We start from the raw sequence: 14,663 nt of genomic DNA, 5'->3' as shown, positions 1-14,663 counted from the left end.
CGTCCGACCCGACACGAACACGAGGCCCACGATGAACGCACTACGCGCAGTCCCCACACCCGGCGACGACGCCGCAGCGCAGGCACGCGCGGACCTCGCACCCGTCGCGGACCTCGACACGTCCGTCGAACCCAACTACGACCCGGCCACCGACCCCGAAGCAATGCTCCTGTGCGCCCTGATGGACGTGCGCAACCAGAGCACCGACGGAGCCGACATCGAACGGATCACCAGCACACTCACCGCAGCAGACTTCGAAGATCCAGCACACGCACGCATGTACGGCCACATCGTCGACCTCATCGCCGCCGGCCAACCCCACGACTTCGCCTCCGTCACCGGCGCACTCATCCGATCCGGAGCAGACGGAGCCAAAGACGCCCCGCTACGCAAACGCCTCATGGGCATCGTCACCGCCGGCGCACACTCCGTCGCCGCCGTGCACTACGCCGACAACGTCCTATCCCAGTCCTACCGACGCAGCTTCCACATCGCCGGCCAACGACTGACCCAGGCCGCCGAAGAAGCACCCGAAGCCGACCTGTTCGACTACATGGTCGAACTCGGCACCACGCAACGCGCAGCGTTCAACCGACTCAACGCTTTTCGGCAACCCTCCACATCCTGACCATCGGGCGGGGTGGTCCGTGTACGCGGACGACGGGCGGATGGCACTACGGTGCTCTGCGGGCCACAACCGAAAGACGAGGACAGTGACAACGACAGGTGAAAACGCCGAACAGACGCCACACGTAGCGTCAGACGGCATGAACGAGCCCACCACGCCCGCCGCCACTCTCGGCGCAGGCCTGCCCGCGCACGTTCGAGACCAGATCGCTGCAGTCGTCGACGCCTCCGGCGGCCTCGAGCACGTCCCGACCGGCAGCGGTGCGCTGACCGTGCAGGTGTGCTCGGCATCGGAAACCTCGTACGACGCCGCGACGTGGAGCACCCTGGGCACCTACCGCGCCGCTGACGCCGCAACTCTGGCCGAACGACTGCTCGACGCTCTCGGGGACAGTGCGAACATCGGAACCGACCTCGGCGTCCTCATCGTCACCCACACCCACACCGACAGCCTGGAGGCACCGGCCATGACCGCACCCACCGCACACGGAGCCGACGGAACCCCTGCGCCGGCCGCGCCGCTGCTCACCCTCGACATCGCCAAAGCCGACGTCCTCGACGACGACTTCGAGTGGCCCGAACCCGGTACCCCGCAAGCACTGTGGACGCCGCACTGGTTGCTGCAGGCCGCGATCAACTCCGGTGCCGTCACCTACGACCGGCGACTGTGGGGCGAGCTTGCCCTGTCGGCCGAGTTCACCGCCCCGAACCGGCACGAGCTCCACTTCGTGATCACCTACGAGATCGACGGCGCACCGAACATCGTCGACGGCGACACCACCGACTACCCGAGCGACTTCAACGAACTCTCCGACGACGAACAGAACGCCGTCCCGTCGACGCTGGTTCCGAATCCGGAGACCGCAGCGTCGTGGCTGACGTACCTCGTCGCCGCGTTCAACGCCGTGCACGCGAGCACCGACAAGCTCGTTCGCGGCTGGCCCCAGCACTAGAACCCGCTGTTTCTCGCGATCGGAGTGGTGTGGCTGTCAGTCCTCGCGGATCCTCCGCAAGACCTGTGCGAGAGCGAGCGCGGTGATCGGATCGTCGACGGTGGGGGCGGCCGCGACGACCACCTCGAGGTCACCCGAATCTTGCACCGCGTCGAGCAGATCGAGTGATGCGTCGACGGCGAAGTTCGGGCCCGAGAGCTCGTTGATGATCGCCAGCAGCTCGACGAACCGCGGCCCGGCCTCTGGGCGGACGGTGCTGTGCAGCATTTCGAACGTGGCTACCGCTTCCGGTGAGCGCAGTTCGGCGAGGATGTCGAGCTCCACGGCGTCGAGGTCGGACAGGGCGGGGGAGTCGGGTGTGCTCATGGTGTGGGTCCTTCGGTCGGTGCGTCGCCGGTGGCCGGAGACGTGGGAGGGACGAGAAACATTCGGGACACCGCGGCTTCGGTGGTCCCGAGATGGCCGGCGATGGTGGCCACGGAGTCGGTGGCCACCATCTCGGTGACCAGATCCCGATGGATCAGCGCGGCGAGGCGGTGCTGATGGGAAAGGTAGGCGAGCAGCTCGGAGGTGAGCAGTGCGGCACCGATCGGCCCGCCGTAGTCCTGCGCCCAGTCCTCGCCGTCGCGTTCGGGTGCGTACAGCAGCGATTCCGGCGCGCAGAGAACCTTGTCGAGGATCTCCGCAGTGATCCCGCACGCCTGGAGGCGCTCGATAACCCCGGGGATCTCGGTGGCCGTGCGGTGCCCGACGAGGCTGAGATACCACCCGACGTCGATCACGCCACTGCGTCCGATTCGTCGTCGAACGACCGGCGGGTATGGCTTTCCAGTATGTGGAGCTCGGCAGTGAGGCCGACCGCGCATTCGGCGTCGGCCACCGGATCGAGGGCAGCGATGTTCGCCCGCAGTTGCGTGATCCGGGTGTAGCGGGCGACAGCCGCGGCGTCGGCGTCGTCGACCTCCACCGGGTGTTCGACGACGAGCCGCCGTTGCCCTGGCACCGTCTTCACGGTCGCCTCGCTGTGGCCGCCGCTGCGCATCGTGATCTCGCGGGCGAGAGCGGCGGCGAAGATGTGCGCCGCGTGGGCAGGGAAGTCGCCGGCCACCGTGGTCGAGTCCGGCAACGGATCGGGCCGAGTCGAGCGCACCGTGACGTCGATCAGGTCGGCCGGGTCGACGCCGGGAAGCGGCTCGATCGGTGTGGCGGTCCAGACCCCGATCGAGGTGGTGACATAGCCCGGTGGCGGTAGTTCCGCCGAGCGGACACCCGGCGCGTAGACCGGGATCGAGGCGAGAGCGCACGCTATCTCGCCGGGTGTCCCGATGAGGCAGAGCGAGTCGTCGACGGTGTGGATGAACGTCGCGGCGACGGTATCGACCTGTCGGAGGTCCGCGACGGTTTCCGCTTGGCTCACCGCGAACCGGGCCGCGGTGGAAGGGGAGTGGAAGTGCCCGCGGGTGTGTACGAACCCAGGGTCGCCGTGTTGGTCGAGGGTGGAGATCTCGACCTCGATCAACGTACGAGTCGAGGGCGCGGCCAAGTGCGGATCTGTGGCCGGCGGGAGCGAGCGGGGATCTGTGGTGTCCATGAAGGTCTGCCTTCGGTAGGTCCGGGCAAGGAATCGGTTACGTGACGCGACGAGCGCGGGTGCAGCGAGGACGCACACCGCAGCGGCCGCAGACAAGTCGGTGGTGGTTCGGTTCATCGGTTCGCAGCCATCAGCTATAGCCAGGCGTAGCCCGGCTGCTCCTGCAGCGACGACATGACGAACACCGGTACCCAGGTCGAGCCGAGCGGGTATGTCATCGGTCAGCTCGCGTTCGCGTAGCTCTCACCCGGCGACTTCTGCTCAGCCTCAGTGCCGGTCGACTCGGCTGCGTCGGGCTCGGTTTTCGCCGCCGTCGACGATGGTTGAAGGCGAGGGGGCCGGGGCGTTGTCTTGGTGGCGGTCTTCTTGCCGGAGACGGCGGAGGTGGGGACTTTCAGTCCGGCCTTGCGGAGCTCGGGTGCGGACCAGCCGCCGTCGAGTGCGGCTTTGATCGCGGCCAGCTCGGCGGCGGCCGCCGCGCGTTCGGCGGCTTGCGCTTCGGCGACTTTCGTCGCGGCGGTAGCGCGTTCGTTCTGCGCGGCGACGATGGCATCGATCAGACCGAGACGGGTTTCGAGGGCGGCCTGTGCGGCGGCGCGAACGGTGTCGGGGTTGAGAGGGGCGAGCGACATGTGTGGAACCTTCCGGAGACGGCGTGCAGCGCGCGCCCATAGACTGCGCGGCGCTGATTGACAACGCGGTCTCGGGCGGCCCACACGCCGTCCGATATCCGAGGGCTACGCTATCGAATCGCTCCGACAGATGCACCCCAATGCACCTTTGACAAAGGTGGTGAATGTGAGGGGTCAGTTCTGGCGCACCTAGGTTGCCAGTGACGCGCGTAGGTCCTCCGAGCCTGCCCACCATTCTTCGGCGCGCTGCCTGAAATACGCACCGTGTTCGTCAGGTAGTGGGAGGACGACCGTCGTTGCGGCTCCTCCGACCCCATTCATGCTCCCCCCGAGCATTCGCACAGACAGCGGGTCGACGATGCATCGGTCGTGCAACATCCCTCGAGGTGCTTGGCGGATTGAAAAGACCTTCATTTCCGGGTGTGGCAAGTAGGACCTTCAGCTCAGCCAATGCGCCCTTGCTCATGTTGGGGCCGGTAGAAATGTCCGACGACAAGAGCACAGTCACCATCACCGACGCGTCGTTCGCCGACGACGTGCTGACGAGCGAGAAGCCCGTCCTCGTCGATTTCTGGGCCACCTGGTGCGGCCCGTGCAAGATGGTCGCTCCGGTTCTGGAAGAGATCGCCGCCGAGCACAAGGACAAGCTCACGATCGCCAAGCTCGACATCGACGCCAACCCTCAGGCCGCCCGCGACTTCAAGGTCATGTCGATTCCGACGCTCATCCTGTTCCAGGGTGGCAAGCCGGTCAAGCAGATCGTCGGTGCCAAGGGCAAGGCCGCGCTGCTCAAAGACCTCGAAGGCGTTATCTGATTCACCTCCGAATCGTGTGGATTGCAGCGGAAGGCAGTCTTTCTGCGACAATCATCTGATGTGCCGGCGCTGAGCGTCGGCACATCGTCCACGTCCAGTGGTAGGTGTTGTCAGAACGATCTGGAGGCTTTCGAGGATGCAGGAACTCAGTCACGGCGATTCCGGACCCGCCGTCGCCGAGGTCCGCGGCACTCTCTCGGCTCTGGGTTTTCTCCATGAGGCCGTAGTTCCTCCCGGTCCGATGGACGACGGACACTGGACTGCTCCGGGCTCGGTCTTCGATGCAGCTCTCGGCGGTGCGGTGCGCGCCTTTCAACAGCATCGCGGTCTGTTGGTGGACGGTGTCGTCGGGCCGGCCACGTATCGCGCTCTCAAGGAGGCGTCGTACCACCTCGGTGCCCGCACCTTGATCTACCAGCTGTCCGCCCCGCTCTACGGAGACGACGTCGCCACTCTGCAGACACGTCTGCAGGACCTGGGGTTTTACAGCGAACGCGTCGATGGCTTCTTCGGTCCTCGAACCCACGAAGGCCTGTCTTCGTTCCAGCGTGAGATCGGTCTTTCGCCGGACGGTATCTGCGGCCCGGCCACGTTGCGTTCGCTCGACCTCCTCGGCACCCGTGTCACCGGCGGATCACCTCATGCCATGAGCGAAGAAGAGCTCGTCCGTAAGTCCGGACCGCAGTTGACCGGCAAGCGCATCGTCATCGATCCCGATCTGGGTGGTGCCGACACCGGGCGCATCGTCGACGGCCCACTGGGTCGAGTCTCCGAATCGGAGATTCTGTGGGACTTGGCCAGCCGCCTCGAGGGCCGCATGGCCGCGACGGGAATGGATACGTTCCTCTCCCGCGCCCGTGGTACCAATCCCTCCGTGGCCGACCGCGCAGAGACCGCCAATGCCTGGGGCGCCGATCTGATGATCTCCCTGCGATGCGCGTCGAGCACCAGTCCGGTCGCCAATGGCGTCGCCAGTTTCCACTTCGGTAACTCGCACGGTTCCACGTCCATGATCGGTCAGGTTCTCACCAGCTATGTGCAGCGCGAAATTGTCGCTCGCACACCGCTTCTGGACTGCCGCAGCCACGGTCGAACCTGGGATCTGTTGCGCCTGACCAACATGCCGACCATTCAGATCGACGTCGGCTACCTCACCAACGAGTCCGACGTCGAGGTACTGTCCGACCCCCGATACCGCGACATCATCGCCGAAGCAATTCTGATCTCCGTCAAGCGCCTATACCTACTGGGTCAGGACGATCAGCCGACGGGAACCTTCACGTTCGCCGAACTGCTCGCCGAGGAACTGGCCGCCGCCGATCGTCCCTGACCGCATCGCGTGTCAGCGGGCACCGACCGTCGACTTCTGCTCGATGTCGACCACCGAGATGCTGGCCGCGATGAGCAATTGCTCCAGGGCGGATTCCACGTCCTGCTTCCAGCCGTGGTCTCGATCGAGTTCGAGTCGCAGCCTCGGAAACCTGTGGTGGGGTGCAACCACCTCGAAGCCGACCTTCTCGAGGAAGTCGGCTTCGATCATGCACGTCGATGCCGAGCACGTCACATGTGCGGTTGCGTTCGGAACCACAGGCGTGAGAACCCGATTCACGTCCGCGTGCTCGACGAGCTGCGCCAGGTGCTCGGCATGCAAATAGGGATCGACGATGTAGACCTCTTCGAGCTCGGCGATACTGCCAACCAGCTTTCCCCACGCAATTGGGTTGCGACCTTCCAGCAGAAGGCCGCCAGACTCGTCGACGTCGGCCTCCTCACTCTCATCGGAGTTGACAGCGCCCGACCGAGAGGTGTGACGGTAAGTCCCTTGTTGCTGCCCTTTTGCATCCAACCGAATCGCAGCAACTGTTTGGCGACATGCTCTGGTGGGCCGTCAGGGGCGTACTTGGCTGGGATCGCCGGTGTGGGTGCACTTCCTCCGGACATCGAGGCAATGCCTGTGGCCGCTCGAAAATCGCGGCCGAAGTCGAAGCCAAGAACGACGTAGTTTCTCTGGGTCTCTTTCAGGAAACTCATTATTGGAGTCTCGAAGGATGCGGAGAGAGACTGCATGAGGGGGGACGGGACTCCCGGCTTCGCCGGTATAGCGGGCCTGATCATTTTTCCAGGCTTGCCGGGGCGAGGGTCTGGCCGGTCGATCCACTCTCGAACTTCTTTGGCCGTCGGTTGACATCCGCCACGATTTGCGGCGATTACGAACCGCAGTGTGCGGCGCTGCAGTTCCGTGGTGATCGACATAGGCATTGCTTACCAGAAGGTTCGACCCGCATCAGACGCTCCGAATAGTCAGACGTTCAGGTCGGTAACGAGATCTCACTTGCCCGCTTCTACTCAGCGTGCCGGAAGTATGACGACGACCAAGGCAACATCTATGTGTTTCGCGTCGTCGTCGGCTGCGCTGAGGACGAAGTCGCGCCGTGTTCCGTTGGTGTGCGGGGCTTCATCAACGAATGTCCGATGTTTGCGCAGCTCGCCCGCGGCCTTGTCGATGATGTCTGTTGGTTTCCCGGCCTTGACGAACAGAATGAGCGCAGCTTTGGTGTCTCGCCACGTGACATACCCGTGTAGCTGATCGATCGCTCTACGAAAGCGCGCCGGGCCTTCCCAGAACTTGCATTCACCTATGAATGCGTTCTGGTCGTTCCAGCGTAGGAGGATGTCGGTCTTGCCGTTTCCATTGAAGACTTCACCAGCTGCTGCGCCACGATAGTTGGCGTTGAGGACGAACAAGATCAGGTCTCGGATCTCTTCTTCGCCGAGCCGAGCCGCTGTAGGGGTGCGTTCCATCGCGCGCGTCATCTGTTCGATGGTCTGCACGATGTCTTCGTAGATCTCGGTAGCTAGCGTCGCTTCGGTGGCCGATGCTTCGGGACGTAGTTTGCGGCGGACGATGCCGGGTTGTAGCGGCACCTGTTCCGCCTCGTCCACACGGAAGACCGGGACATCGGAACTGGCAGCAAAGCGCTTGGCCTCGTCGGCGACCATCGCGCGCTCCTTCAGAGTGCGGCGTATCTGAATCGAGAGTGAATCGTTCCATGTGTTGGTTTGATTTCCGCTCCAATTCACCATCTTTTGCAGCTGTTCGATGTGGGCGTCTCGGGTGTCCTGGACACTCTTCTGCTGTTCTGCCTGCAGGGCGAGAAGTCGTTCCTTGTCGTCGTAGATGTCGGTGGCGAGATTGAGGGCAGGGAGCTGCATTGTGATGATCAGATGGTCGTCGCCGCCCATCTTCGTGGTGAACAGGAAATCCGGGTTCAGATAGCTGTTAGAGGGTTCCTTGCTCCAGAGTTCCGGTGTTCCGGTGCAGGGCAGGCGGTAGCGAACAGGGAAGGCTCGCCGACCCATCACTACGGTGTCGTTGGAAGCGGCAAGTTGCGTCAATTTGTCTCGGTGCACCTCCAACGGTTCCACCCGGTACTGCTCGATGATGTTTTCGGCGAGGGCTTCAACCGTCGCTGTCGACATGTCCGCAGAGTGCGCCTCTTGCAGCGCTGCCTTGAGTCGATTTTCCAGAAACGTAGACAACTTCTGTGCCGGCGAAAACAGGGTCATGTCTACATCTTGCGGGACAGCTGACAGCGGTAGCGGCGGTTGCCCCCAACTGTGGATCGGACGTGGTCCTCATGTGGATGTCCGAGAGTTCCCAGGCCGCTCCGCTCGATCTCGGGCACCCACAATCGGGTCCGAAATCCACAACCGGGGACAACCGCCGGCCGCGCACCTGTGGCGCGCGGATTCCGAACTCGCGGCGCTCGTCCTGAGCGTCTTTTCTGGTGACCCACTACGCAGGCTCCGCGAGCCACCAACGTGCCCCGGCGGAGCAAGCTATAACTTAGGTGCCCTAAGTGTGGATTTCCTGACGGAAATCTGACACGCTGATCGCGTGGTCCCCAGGTCTGGGGTCGCTGCGCTGGGCCGAAGTGAGGTGCAAATGGGAGGAGCGGGTGATGGCAGAACGCAAAGCGGGGTGGCTGCGCACCCGTCAGTCGAACGTCGTCGGCGGCCGTGAGTACCGGCACGTGGTGAAGCTGACCGCCGAACAGGAGCTGGCGGTCCAAGCCGCTGCCCGCGTCCAGGGCGTGACGGTGGCCCGGCTGTTGATCGACTCCGCTCTCAAGGCCCCAATCTCGACGGTCTCGCGTGAGGATCTGACGGAGTTGTTCGCGGCGACGAAGCTCATCGCAGCTCTCGGACGGAACCTAAACCAGCTCGCGAAAGTGGCGAACGCGACGGGCGAGGTGCCACCGGAAACCATGGCAGCGATCGCGGCGGTGCGGCAGGTCTTCGATCGGGTGAACCGGTTGCCGCGCGATCTGGTGGGACGTTGATACCGAACATCACTCGGGGCGCGAAGATGACCGGGCTGGTGGTGTATCTCGCCGGTCCGGGTAAGTCGAACGAGCACGAGAACCCGCACGTCGTCGCCGGACACGAAAGCATCGTGTTCGCGGCCCCGGCGGGCGAGATGTCGCACGAGGACGCCATCGCCTTAGCGGGAGAACTGGACACTGCGCGTGTGGTGTTCGGTACCGAGGTGTCGGTGACCAGTCGACGCAAGATGAACGCTGCCATCGACGACGGTGTCCCGCGATCGGTGGCGTTGGCCGACGCCACATCGGATCAGAACGTGTGGCACTGCTCGCTCTCGCTCAAGCCAGAGGAGGGTGAGCTGTCGGACGAGAAGTGGGCGACGATCGCGGCCGACTTCATGAAGGAAATGGACTTCGACGACGCGGACTCACCACGGGCCCCGGCTCGCTGGGTGGCGATCCGGCACGGCAAGACCAAGGCCGGCGGCGACCACATTCACATCGCGGCATCCGCTGTCCGCGAGGACGGTACGAAGGTCAACACGTTCAACGACCGGAAGCGGGCGCAGGCCGCGTGCAACACCCTCGAACACCGGTACGGTCTCGATGTTCTGCAGTCCCGCGAACAGCAACTCGGCGGCCGCGGATCCAAGCCCGCCGAGCAGGGCCGTGCTGACCGAGCGCACCTGCCGGAGACCGGTCGAGATGTGTTGGAGCGCCGAGTGCGAGCCGCAGCTACCGCCTCGAAGACCGAAGCAGAATTCGTGCGTCGACTACGGGGCAGTGGGGTGCTGGTGCGGCCACGATTCACCAAGGGAACCACCGACACTGTCGAGGGCTACTCGGTGGCGTTGCGACCCAATCAAGGCGAGGGCCCGGTCGCCGCTGTTTGGTATGGCGGAGGAAAGCTGTCGAAAGACCTGACGCTGCCGCGCCTGCGCAGCGAATGGGACACCACCACCGAAGAATCGGCGAACGCCGTCGACGAATGGACTGCAGCCAAAGCAGGGAAGCCCGCCAAGCGGAGCGGACCGGAAGCTGTCGTGGCCGATCCGAAACTGCTCGCGCGAGCAGCGGAAGACCTCGAACGGTGGAACGAGTACCTCACGAGCATTCCGGTCACCGATCGAGCGCAATGGGCACGTGCGGCAGGCCGGACCTCTGGGGTGTTCGCAGCATGGTCGGCGAAGGTCGAGAATCGTCCCGGACCACTCGCACATGCATCCAAGCAGCTCGCACGCGCGGCGCAATTGCCCGCACACCAACGCGCCGCAAAGCCGGCCGGGGTGGTGTCGGCCGGCGGAGCGGCTTTGATCGTCATGGCGTGCAAACCAGGTCTCGACGCCACCACCGGATACATCCTGCTGCTGCGGCAATTGATGAAAGCAACCGAGGCCATCGCGGCCGCGTCACGCGCGGCCGGTAACGCCGAGTACGCACACGACCTCGAGATCGTCACCCGGGAAAGACTCAGTGAGGTACACACCCGACTCGAAGGCATCGAGCTCCCTTCGGCTGCGGATGTCTACCGCGAAGGCACGGCGGCCGAAGTAGATGCAACACGGGCGGCGTACACCGTTGACGAGCTCACGGACGCAGAATCCGCCCAGCGCGTGGCGCAAGTGATGGCCCCACCACCGTCGGCAAATACGCCAAGCAAACCGCGTACCAGCGAACAACCTCGCCGGGTTCAGCCCAAGAAACCTAAGAGGGAACGAGACTCAAGGGACGGACGGTAAGACCGCCCGCAGGACAGCGGCCGGTACGAGACGGAGGACCCGCGTTGAGCTTCAAATCGGACCTAGAGACCCAAGTCGACAGCCTCATCAATACGCCATTCAAGATTCGTGATGGCCGTGTGATCCCTACAAGCAGCTCGATAGGGCCGCACGACTACGTTGCGCTTTCCGATGTCGCGTACCTGTACACCGACATGGCGGACTCTTCCAGCATTCCGAGCCGCTTCGAGTACGACGAAGGTGCTCGCATACTGCGTGTATTTCTTACAACCGTATGCCGAGTGATCAGAGACCGAGGTGGTGAAATTCGGAGTTTCGACGGGGACCGAGTGATGGCAATGTTCAAGGGTGACGATGCCGCCAACGACGCGGTGGACGCGGGTCTGAGAATCAACTGGGCAATTTCGGTGCTCGCCCATGATGCGCTCACCCTGTACGAGCCGTACTGGAACGAGTTCTTGGAGAACGACTGGAAGTTGCGTCACCGAACCGGTATCGATATTGGGTTCGCGCACGTAGTGAGGGGCGGAGTGCGCGATCACAACGACCTGGTGAGTATCGGCCACGCGCCCAACACCGCCGCAAAGCTGAGCGACTACAAAGATGGTGGCGCAACCATCATCACCGATGATGTCTATGAGCTGCTCAGTGAGAAAAATCTTCGTAGCGAAAATTCTGAAAAGAAGGACGGCGTTGTCCGCGATATGTGGCAACACAAGGGCTATACCAAGATCGGTTCACGTATCGAGAACGTCTACACGTCCACGTGGTGGCGATCCTATTCATGAGCGCTGATCCGATCGAAACAGCTTGGAAGATCCATGCCGCACTGGTCGATTGGACCGGCAAGGTGGATACCAAAGCTTCGTTCGCGCTGACAATCGAGTCGGCGCTACTCGGAGGGGTAGTGGCGTTATCCGGCGATGGCCGCGTCTTCCATGATCTTGCTGGGGCCTCGGTCGTCTGGTACGTCCTGGGCGTCTTCACGCTTGCGTTGAGCGTGCTGTGCGTTGTCCTGGTTGTTCGACCTCGATTACGCAGGGGAGGACTCCAGTCCGAAGCGCGTGGAAATTTCGTCTACTTCGGTCATCTAAGGCACCTAGACGCCGCTGCGGTACAAAATCACCTGGAGACGTCGGACCTACTACCGGTGCTCTCTAAGCAGCTGGTCGAGATGAGCAAAATTGCGTGGACGAAGCATCGCCTGGTGCAGGTCTCCATGAGTCTCGCACCTGTTGGTGTGCTCTTTCTCGTGATCTCGTCCCTGTGTGCGTAGGTGACTCAACAATCAGATTGCGAAACGCAAGATAGCGGTCGAAGCGACGTCGTGGCTTGGGTTGCACCAGAACTGTCGTGATCGAGTTGTTTTGGCTAGATTGCCGAGCCTGTCGAAGGGGGTGGAGGCACTATGTTTACCCGTCGTCGCACGATGAGCGGTGCGCCGTCGGGACCCTTGATGTGGGCCTCCACCCAGCGGCGTCGACGTTCATGTCGGTCCGGTCCGTAGCGGTAGGTGTGCCAGTGACCGCGGACGATGTGTCGATTCTTGAGTCGCCCTTCCTGTCCAATCGTTTCGGCAGGAGTGGCAGATCCCCGGTAGCTCAGATGGCGTACGACGGTTTCCACCCTGCGCCCTCGGCTGTGGGTGCGTTTGGACAGAACAGTTTCGTCGCTGGTCGTCAGGTTGGATCGTTCCATCCGTAGTAGGTCCGTGAACGCCATCAGGACGCGGATGAACAGGGCTGGATCGTCCCAGCAGAAGATATTTCGGAAGCCTTCGGGGGCTTGGGGAACATGCGGTGGCTGGGTGAGGAACCCCCAGCCTGCGCTCAGACCGGGCGGAGCATCGTCGGCAGGCTCACCGATGTCCATGGTCATGGATTGAAGGGGCATGTGGAGAGCGCGATCGGTGCCCCACCCTGCTTCACCGTTCTGGAGCAGGAATGCTTCGAGGCCAGCTGCCGTCGCCATCTGGATGCCGACGCTGTTGGAGGACGTGGGATCGCTGTCTGTGTGCCAGAGCAGGTAGAACGATTCCTCGGGTACGGCCGCACCGAAATACGCGAACCCGCTGGGGGACGGTAGATCGGCCACTGTCGCGGGGACGAGGTCGGCAGGCTGTGCCGATGCCTCCTGCACGAGGGCCGACGCTTCAGGCGATGCGTAAAAGGTCTCGCCACTGACTGCGCCGGAGGTAACCGAAAGCGCCAGCCGTACAGCGAAGTTGCTGTACCGCTCGAATCGTTCTGCCTCGCTCAACTGTGGTTGCGGGTGGTCCCATCTGGGTGCCATCTGCTGGTGGTAGCGCAGCACATCGTCCAGCCGCGGGCGTACAACCGCGTCGAGGCCGTCGAGTAGTGCCGGTACATGCTTGGGCAGCAGCGATCGCACCGCCCGCACGGCAGCTTGGGGCGGGGACGGGAACACATCATCGTTCGGACGACCGATGAAGTAGCCGGTCATGGGATACCTCCGCTGGTGAGCAGTCGAACAGAGTGGGTGGGTGCCTTGTGACGGCAGATTGTCGCAAAGCGCTCCGACACGACTGCCCACCTCGAAGCTCGAAGTGGACAGTCGTGTTCGTTCCGAGTTCGCGACTACGGAGCGATCCATATGTAGTTCGATACGGCAAATGCTCGCTGGGGGAGTACGGAGACGGTCACCCAGCTTGCGCCGAGTCCGGCGTCGACGGTGATGGTGGCGGGGCCTCCGTCGAGGGGGAGTTGTGCGGAGTGGGTGAACGGTGCGATGCCGTTCACCCAGTCGACCTGAATAGTTGTTCCGCAGCCCGGACGCGCGCCTAGGTCTCCGCGGGGTGTGGCGGTGATGGTCAGCTGGCCGGGGTGGGCTCGGTCGGTGGTGCGGTCGATGTGGATGGGTCCGTTGCAGCCGCCGTTGTCTCCGACGGTGACGATGTCGTCGCCGGTCAGGCTCGGAGTTGCAGGAGGCACGTCCGCTGCTGCGAGACCGGTCCCGCCGATCAATGCTGCGGCGGCGATGGCTGCGGTGGCGACAGTGCGGGTGATGGTGTTCATGGGATCTCCTGTGTTGGATGGGTGTTAGGCGTGAAAGAAGGTCAGCGGCCGGAACGTTCGCGGTCGGTGTGCTTTCCGTTGCCGGGCCGTCCTTTGCGCGCTCGAGGTGATTTCGTCGAAGGCACTGTAATGGCACCGGCGGGTGCGCCCTGGCAGATGTCTGCAGAGATCCGCGCGGCGATCGCCTCGTCGTCGACACCGGCCGCGCGCATGTCCGAGGCAAACTGCTCGCGGCGTGCGGCGCTGTCGTAGCTGCGATCGGCCTCAGCACGTCCGTTTGCTTCCTGCGACCGCTCAGCATGCTCCGAGTTCTGGTCCCGGGCCTCACGTTCGTTCATCGGCTGGGCCTCCGCGTCTTCTATGCCAGGGCCGGATCCGTAGCCGTCCTGTGAGAGCCGCTGCGTTTCGGCGTCCTGGCGCTCGGCGTCCGCGATGAGTGCAGCGGCCTGGGCGCGATCGAGTCCTGCCGCTCTGTCGGAGTTCTGGGCGAGGGCATCTTTACGCTGGCTGTCGTCGATGAACGCTCGGGCCCCGCGGTCATCGGTGATGTCGACGCCGTATCGACGACGAACTTCGCTGCGGACCGTTGCTGCGGCTTGCGTGGCGATCTCCGACTCGCTTTCCCATGCCTTGGCCTGCTCGTAGACGGTCGTGATGTCGTGAGGTGTCGCCCGGTCCCACCACTGAGGGGCGAAAGGCCTGCGGAGCTGGGTTTCGGCGGCGATCCGTTCGGTGCGGAGCCGTTCGCTGTATTCACGTGTGGCTTGGTTGCTGTGCTGCTCGGCCTCGCGTGACTGCTGTTCACGTCGGCGGGCGCTCTGTTCGGCGAAACGGGATGCGAGCTGCATCCCGACGCGGAACACCATCCCCACTTCTCTACTGGCGGAGCCGAGCTCGTCATCGGACATGTGGTGTCACCTTTCAATCGGCGGTCCGGCTCGTTACC

16 protein-coding genes and 1 pseudogene are annotated in these 14,663 nt (G+C 63.6%); 8 read left to right on the top strand and 9 right to left on the bottom strand.

The genetic code is table 11. From position 1 onward, the window contains the following. Positions 1 to 31 precede the first annotated feature (31 nt). Together AABD04_RS20225 and AABD04_RS20220 are read left to right on the top strand one after the other, a co-directional pair. The gene (locus AABD04_RS20225; protein ID WP_341442275.1) at positions 32 to 628 is read left to right on the top strand and encodes a DnaB-like helicase N-terminal domain-containing protein; all 597 of its coding nucleotides are present in this window, start codon (positions 32 to 34) and stop codon (positions 626 to 628) included. Positions 629 to 767: 139 nt separating this feature from the next. Further along, positions 768 to 1,580: a hypothetical protein gene (locus AABD04_RS20220; RefSeq protein ID WP_206511055.1), complete on the top strand. Its 813-nt coding sequence runs from the start codon at positions 768 to 770 to the stop codon at positions 1,578 to 1,580. A gap of 36 nt (positions 1,581 to 1,616) precedes the next feature. Here the strand turns inward: AABD04_RS20220 and AABD04_RS20215 are convergent, their stop codons facing one another. From AABD04_RS20215 to AABD04_RS20200, 4 genes are all read right to left on the bottom strand, one after another. Beyond that, positions 1,617 to 1,946, bottom strand: a complete 330-nt coding sequence (locus AABD04_RS20215; RefSeq protein ID WP_206511056.1) for a hypothetical protein — start codon at positions 1,944 to 1,946, stop codon at positions 1,617 to 1,619. Next, positions 1,943 to 2,362: a hypothetical protein gene (locus AABD04_RS20210; protein WP_206511057.1), complete on the bottom strand. Its 420-nt coding sequence runs from the start codon at positions 2,360 to 2,362 to the stop codon at positions 1,943 to 1,945. Before AABD04_RS20210 ends, AABD04_RS20215 begins: the two co-directional genes overlap by 4 nt. Next, the gene (locus AABD04_RS20205; RefSeq protein WP_241260216.1) at positions 2,359 to 3,288 is read right to left on the bottom strand and encodes a methyltransferase; all 930 of its coding nucleotides are present in this window, start codon (positions 3,286 to 3,288) and stop codon (positions 2,359 to 2,361) included. The genes AABD04_RS20210 and AABD04_RS20205 overlap by 4 nt, the downstream gene beginning before the upstream one ends. Positions 3,289 to 3,392: 104 nt before the next feature. Beyond that, positions 3,393 to 3,803 carry a hypothetical protein gene (locus tag AABD04_RS20200; RefSeq protein ID WP_206511058.1) on the bottom strand — a complete coding sequence of 137 codons (411 nt, stop codon included), beginning with the start codon at positions 3,801 to 3,803 and terminating at the stop codon, positions 3,393 to 3,395. A gap of 482 nt (positions 3,804 to 4,285) precedes the next feature. Between AABD04_RS20200 and trxA the strand changes: the two genes are divergently transcribed. Both trxA and AABD04_RS20190 read left to right on the top strand, forming a co-directional pair. Beyond that, positions 4,286 to 4,618: a thioredoxin gene (trxA, locus tag AABD04_RS20195; RefSeq protein ID WP_037152116.1), complete on the top strand. Its 333-nt coding sequence runs from the start codon at positions 4,286 to 4,288 to the stop codon at positions 4,616 to 4,618. Between the two features lie 136 nt (positions 4,619 to 4,754). Further along, complete coding sequence (locus tag AABD04_RS20190; protein ID WP_206511059.1) at positions 4,755 to 5,948, top strand: N-acetylmuramoyl-L-alanine amidase; 1,194 nt, start codon at positions 4,755 to 4,757, stop codon at positions 5,946 to 5,948. A gap of 12 nt (positions 5,949 to 5,960) precedes the next feature. On the opposite strand, the pseudogene AABD04_RS20185 reads toward AABD04_RS20190, so the two are convergent. Then, a pseudogene (locus AABD04_RS20185) lies at positions 5,961 to 6,203 on the bottom strand (GNAT family N-acetyltransferase); the annotation flags it as partial. A 761-nt stretch (positions 6,204 to 6,964) separates the two neighbouring features. Then, complete coding sequence (locus AABD04_RS20180) at positions 6,965 to 8,185, bottom strand: hypothetical protein (protein ID WP_206511060.1); 1,221 nt, start codon at positions 8,183 to 8,185, stop codon at positions 6,965 to 6,967. Positions 8,186 to 8,580: 395 nt separating this feature from the next. Between AABD04_RS20180 and AABD04_RS20175 the strand changes: the two genes are divergently transcribed. Genes AABD04_RS20175 through AABD04_RS20160 form a run of 4 tightly spaced genes read left to right on the top strand, consistent with a single transcriptional unit; the run spans position 8,581 to position 11,958 of the window. Next, complete coding sequence (locus AABD04_RS20175; RefSeq protein WP_341442274.1) at positions 8,581 to 8,961, top strand: plasmid mobilization protein; 381 nt, start codon at positions 8,581 to 8,583, stop codon at positions 8,959 to 8,961. 26 nt (positions 8,962 to 8,987) lie between these two features. Continuing rightward, on the top strand, positions 8,988 to 10,682 hold the full coding sequence (locus tag AABD04_RS20170; protein WP_206511061.1) for a relaxase/mobilization nuclease domain-containing protein: 1,695 nt from the start codon (positions 8,988 to 8,990) through the stop codon (positions 10,680 to 10,682). A gap of 44 nt (positions 10,683 to 10,726) precedes the next feature. Then, positions 10,727 to 11,470 (top strand): adenylate/guanylate cyclase domain-containing protein, encoded by a 744-nt coding sequence (locus AABD04_RS20165; RefSeq protein WP_141215092.1) that lies wholly within the window; start codon positions 10,727 to 10,729, stop codon positions 11,468 to 11,470. Next, on the top strand, positions 11,467 to 11,958 hold the full coding sequence (locus AABD04_RS20160) for a Pycsar system effector family protein (RefSeq protein ID WP_176457858.1): 492 nt from the start codon (positions 11,467 to 11,469) through the stop codon (positions 11,956 to 11,958). The genes AABD04_RS20165 and AABD04_RS20160 overlap by 4 nt, the downstream gene beginning before the upstream one ends. A 95-nt stretch (positions 11,959 to 12,053) precedes the next feature. Here AABD04_RS20160 and AABD04_RS20155 read toward each other — a convergent pair whose 3' ends face one another. The 3 genes from AABD04_RS20155 to AABD04_RS20145 all read right to left on the bottom strand — a co-directional run bounded on the left by AABD04_RS20155 (position 12,054) and on the right by AABD04_RS20145 (position 14,625). Continuing rightward, positions 12,054 to 13,145 (bottom strand): hypothetical protein, encoded by a 1,092-nt coding sequence (locus AABD04_RS20155; RefSeq protein WP_341442273.1) that lies wholly within the window; start codon positions 13,143 to 13,145, stop codon positions 12,054 to 12,056. Positions 13,146 to 13,279: 134 nt separating this feature from the next. Continuing rightward, complete coding sequence (locus tag AABD04_RS20150) at positions 13,280 to 13,717, bottom strand: hypothetical protein (protein ID WP_206511063.1); 438 nt, start codon at positions 13,715 to 13,717, stop codon at positions 13,280 to 13,282. Positions 13,718 to 13,758: 41 nt separating this feature from the next. After that, positions 13,759 to 14,625, bottom strand: a complete 867-nt coding sequence (locus tag AABD04_RS20145) for a hypothetical protein (RefSeq protein ID WP_206511064.1) — start codon at positions 14,623 to 14,625, stop codon at positions 13,759 to 13,761. Positions 14,626 to 14,663: the final 38 nt, after the last annotated feature.

This window comes from Rhodococcoides navarretei (assembly GCF_038069675.1).
In the GTDB taxonomy this organism is placed as follows: Bacteria; Actinomycetota; Actinomycetes; order Mycobacteriales; family Mycobacteriaceae; genus Rhodococcoides; species Rhodococcoides navarretei.
This window is presented reverse-complemented; position numbering and strand designations above follow the sequence as displayed.

Bases quoted from the DNA above. Each gene is read 5' to 3' on its own strand.
- AABD04_RS20215 (WP_206511056.1), bottom strand. From the start codon at position 1,946: ATGAGCACACCCGACTCCCCCGCCCTGTCCGACCTCGACGCCGTGGAG.
- trxA (WP_037152116.1), top strand. From the start codon at position 4,286: ATGTCCGACGACAAGAGCACAGTCACCATCACCGACGCGTCGTTCGCC.
- AABD04_RS20180 (WP_206511060.1), bottom strand. From the start codon at position 8,185: ATGACCCTGTTTTCGCCGGCACAGAAGTTGTCTACGTTTCTGGAAAAT.
- AABD04_RS20225 (WP_341442275.1), top strand. From the start codon at position 32: ATGAACGCACTACGCGCAGTCCCCACACCCGGCGACGACGCCGCAGCG.
- AABD04_RS20175 (WP_341442274.1), top strand. From the start codon at position 8,581: ATGGCAGAACGCAAAGCGGGGTGGCTGCGCACCCGTCAGTCGAACGTC.
- AABD04_RS20160 (WP_176457858.1), top strand. From the start codon at position 11,467: ATGAGCGCTGATCCGATCGAAACAGCTTGGAAGATCCATGCCGCACTG.
- AABD04_RS20205 (WP_241260216.1), bottom strand. From the start codon at position 3,288: ATGAACCGAACCACCACCGACTTGTCTGCGGCCGCTGCGGTGTGCGTC.
- AABD04_RS20145 (WP_206511064.1), bottom strand. From the start codon at position 14,625: ATGTCCGATGACGAGCTCGGCTCCGCCAGTAGAGAAGTGGGGATGGTG.
- AABD04_RS20150 (WP_206511063.1), bottom strand. From the start codon at position 13,717: ATGAACACCATCACCCGCACTGTCGCCACCGCAGCCATCGCCGCCGCA.
- AABD04_RS20220 (WP_206511055.1), top strand. From the start codon at position 768: ATGAACGAGCCCACCACGCCCGCCGCCACTCTCGGCGCAGGCCTGCCC.
- AABD04_RS20190 (WP_206511059.1), top strand. From the start codon at position 4,755: ATGCAGGAACTCAGTCACGGCGATTCCGGACCCGCCGTCGCCGAGGTC.
- AABD04_RS20170 (WP_206511061.1), top strand. From the start codon at position 8,988: ATGACCGGGCTGGTGGTGTATCTCGCCGGTCCGGGTAAGTCGAACGAG.
- AABD04_RS20200 (WP_206511058.1), bottom strand. From the start codon at position 3,803: ATGTCGCTCGCCCCTCTCAACCCCGACACCGTTCGCGCCGCCGCACAG.
- AABD04_RS20155 (WP_341442273.1), bottom strand. From the start codon at position 13,145: ATGACCGGCTACTTCATCGGTCGTCCGAACGATGATGTGTTCCCGTCC.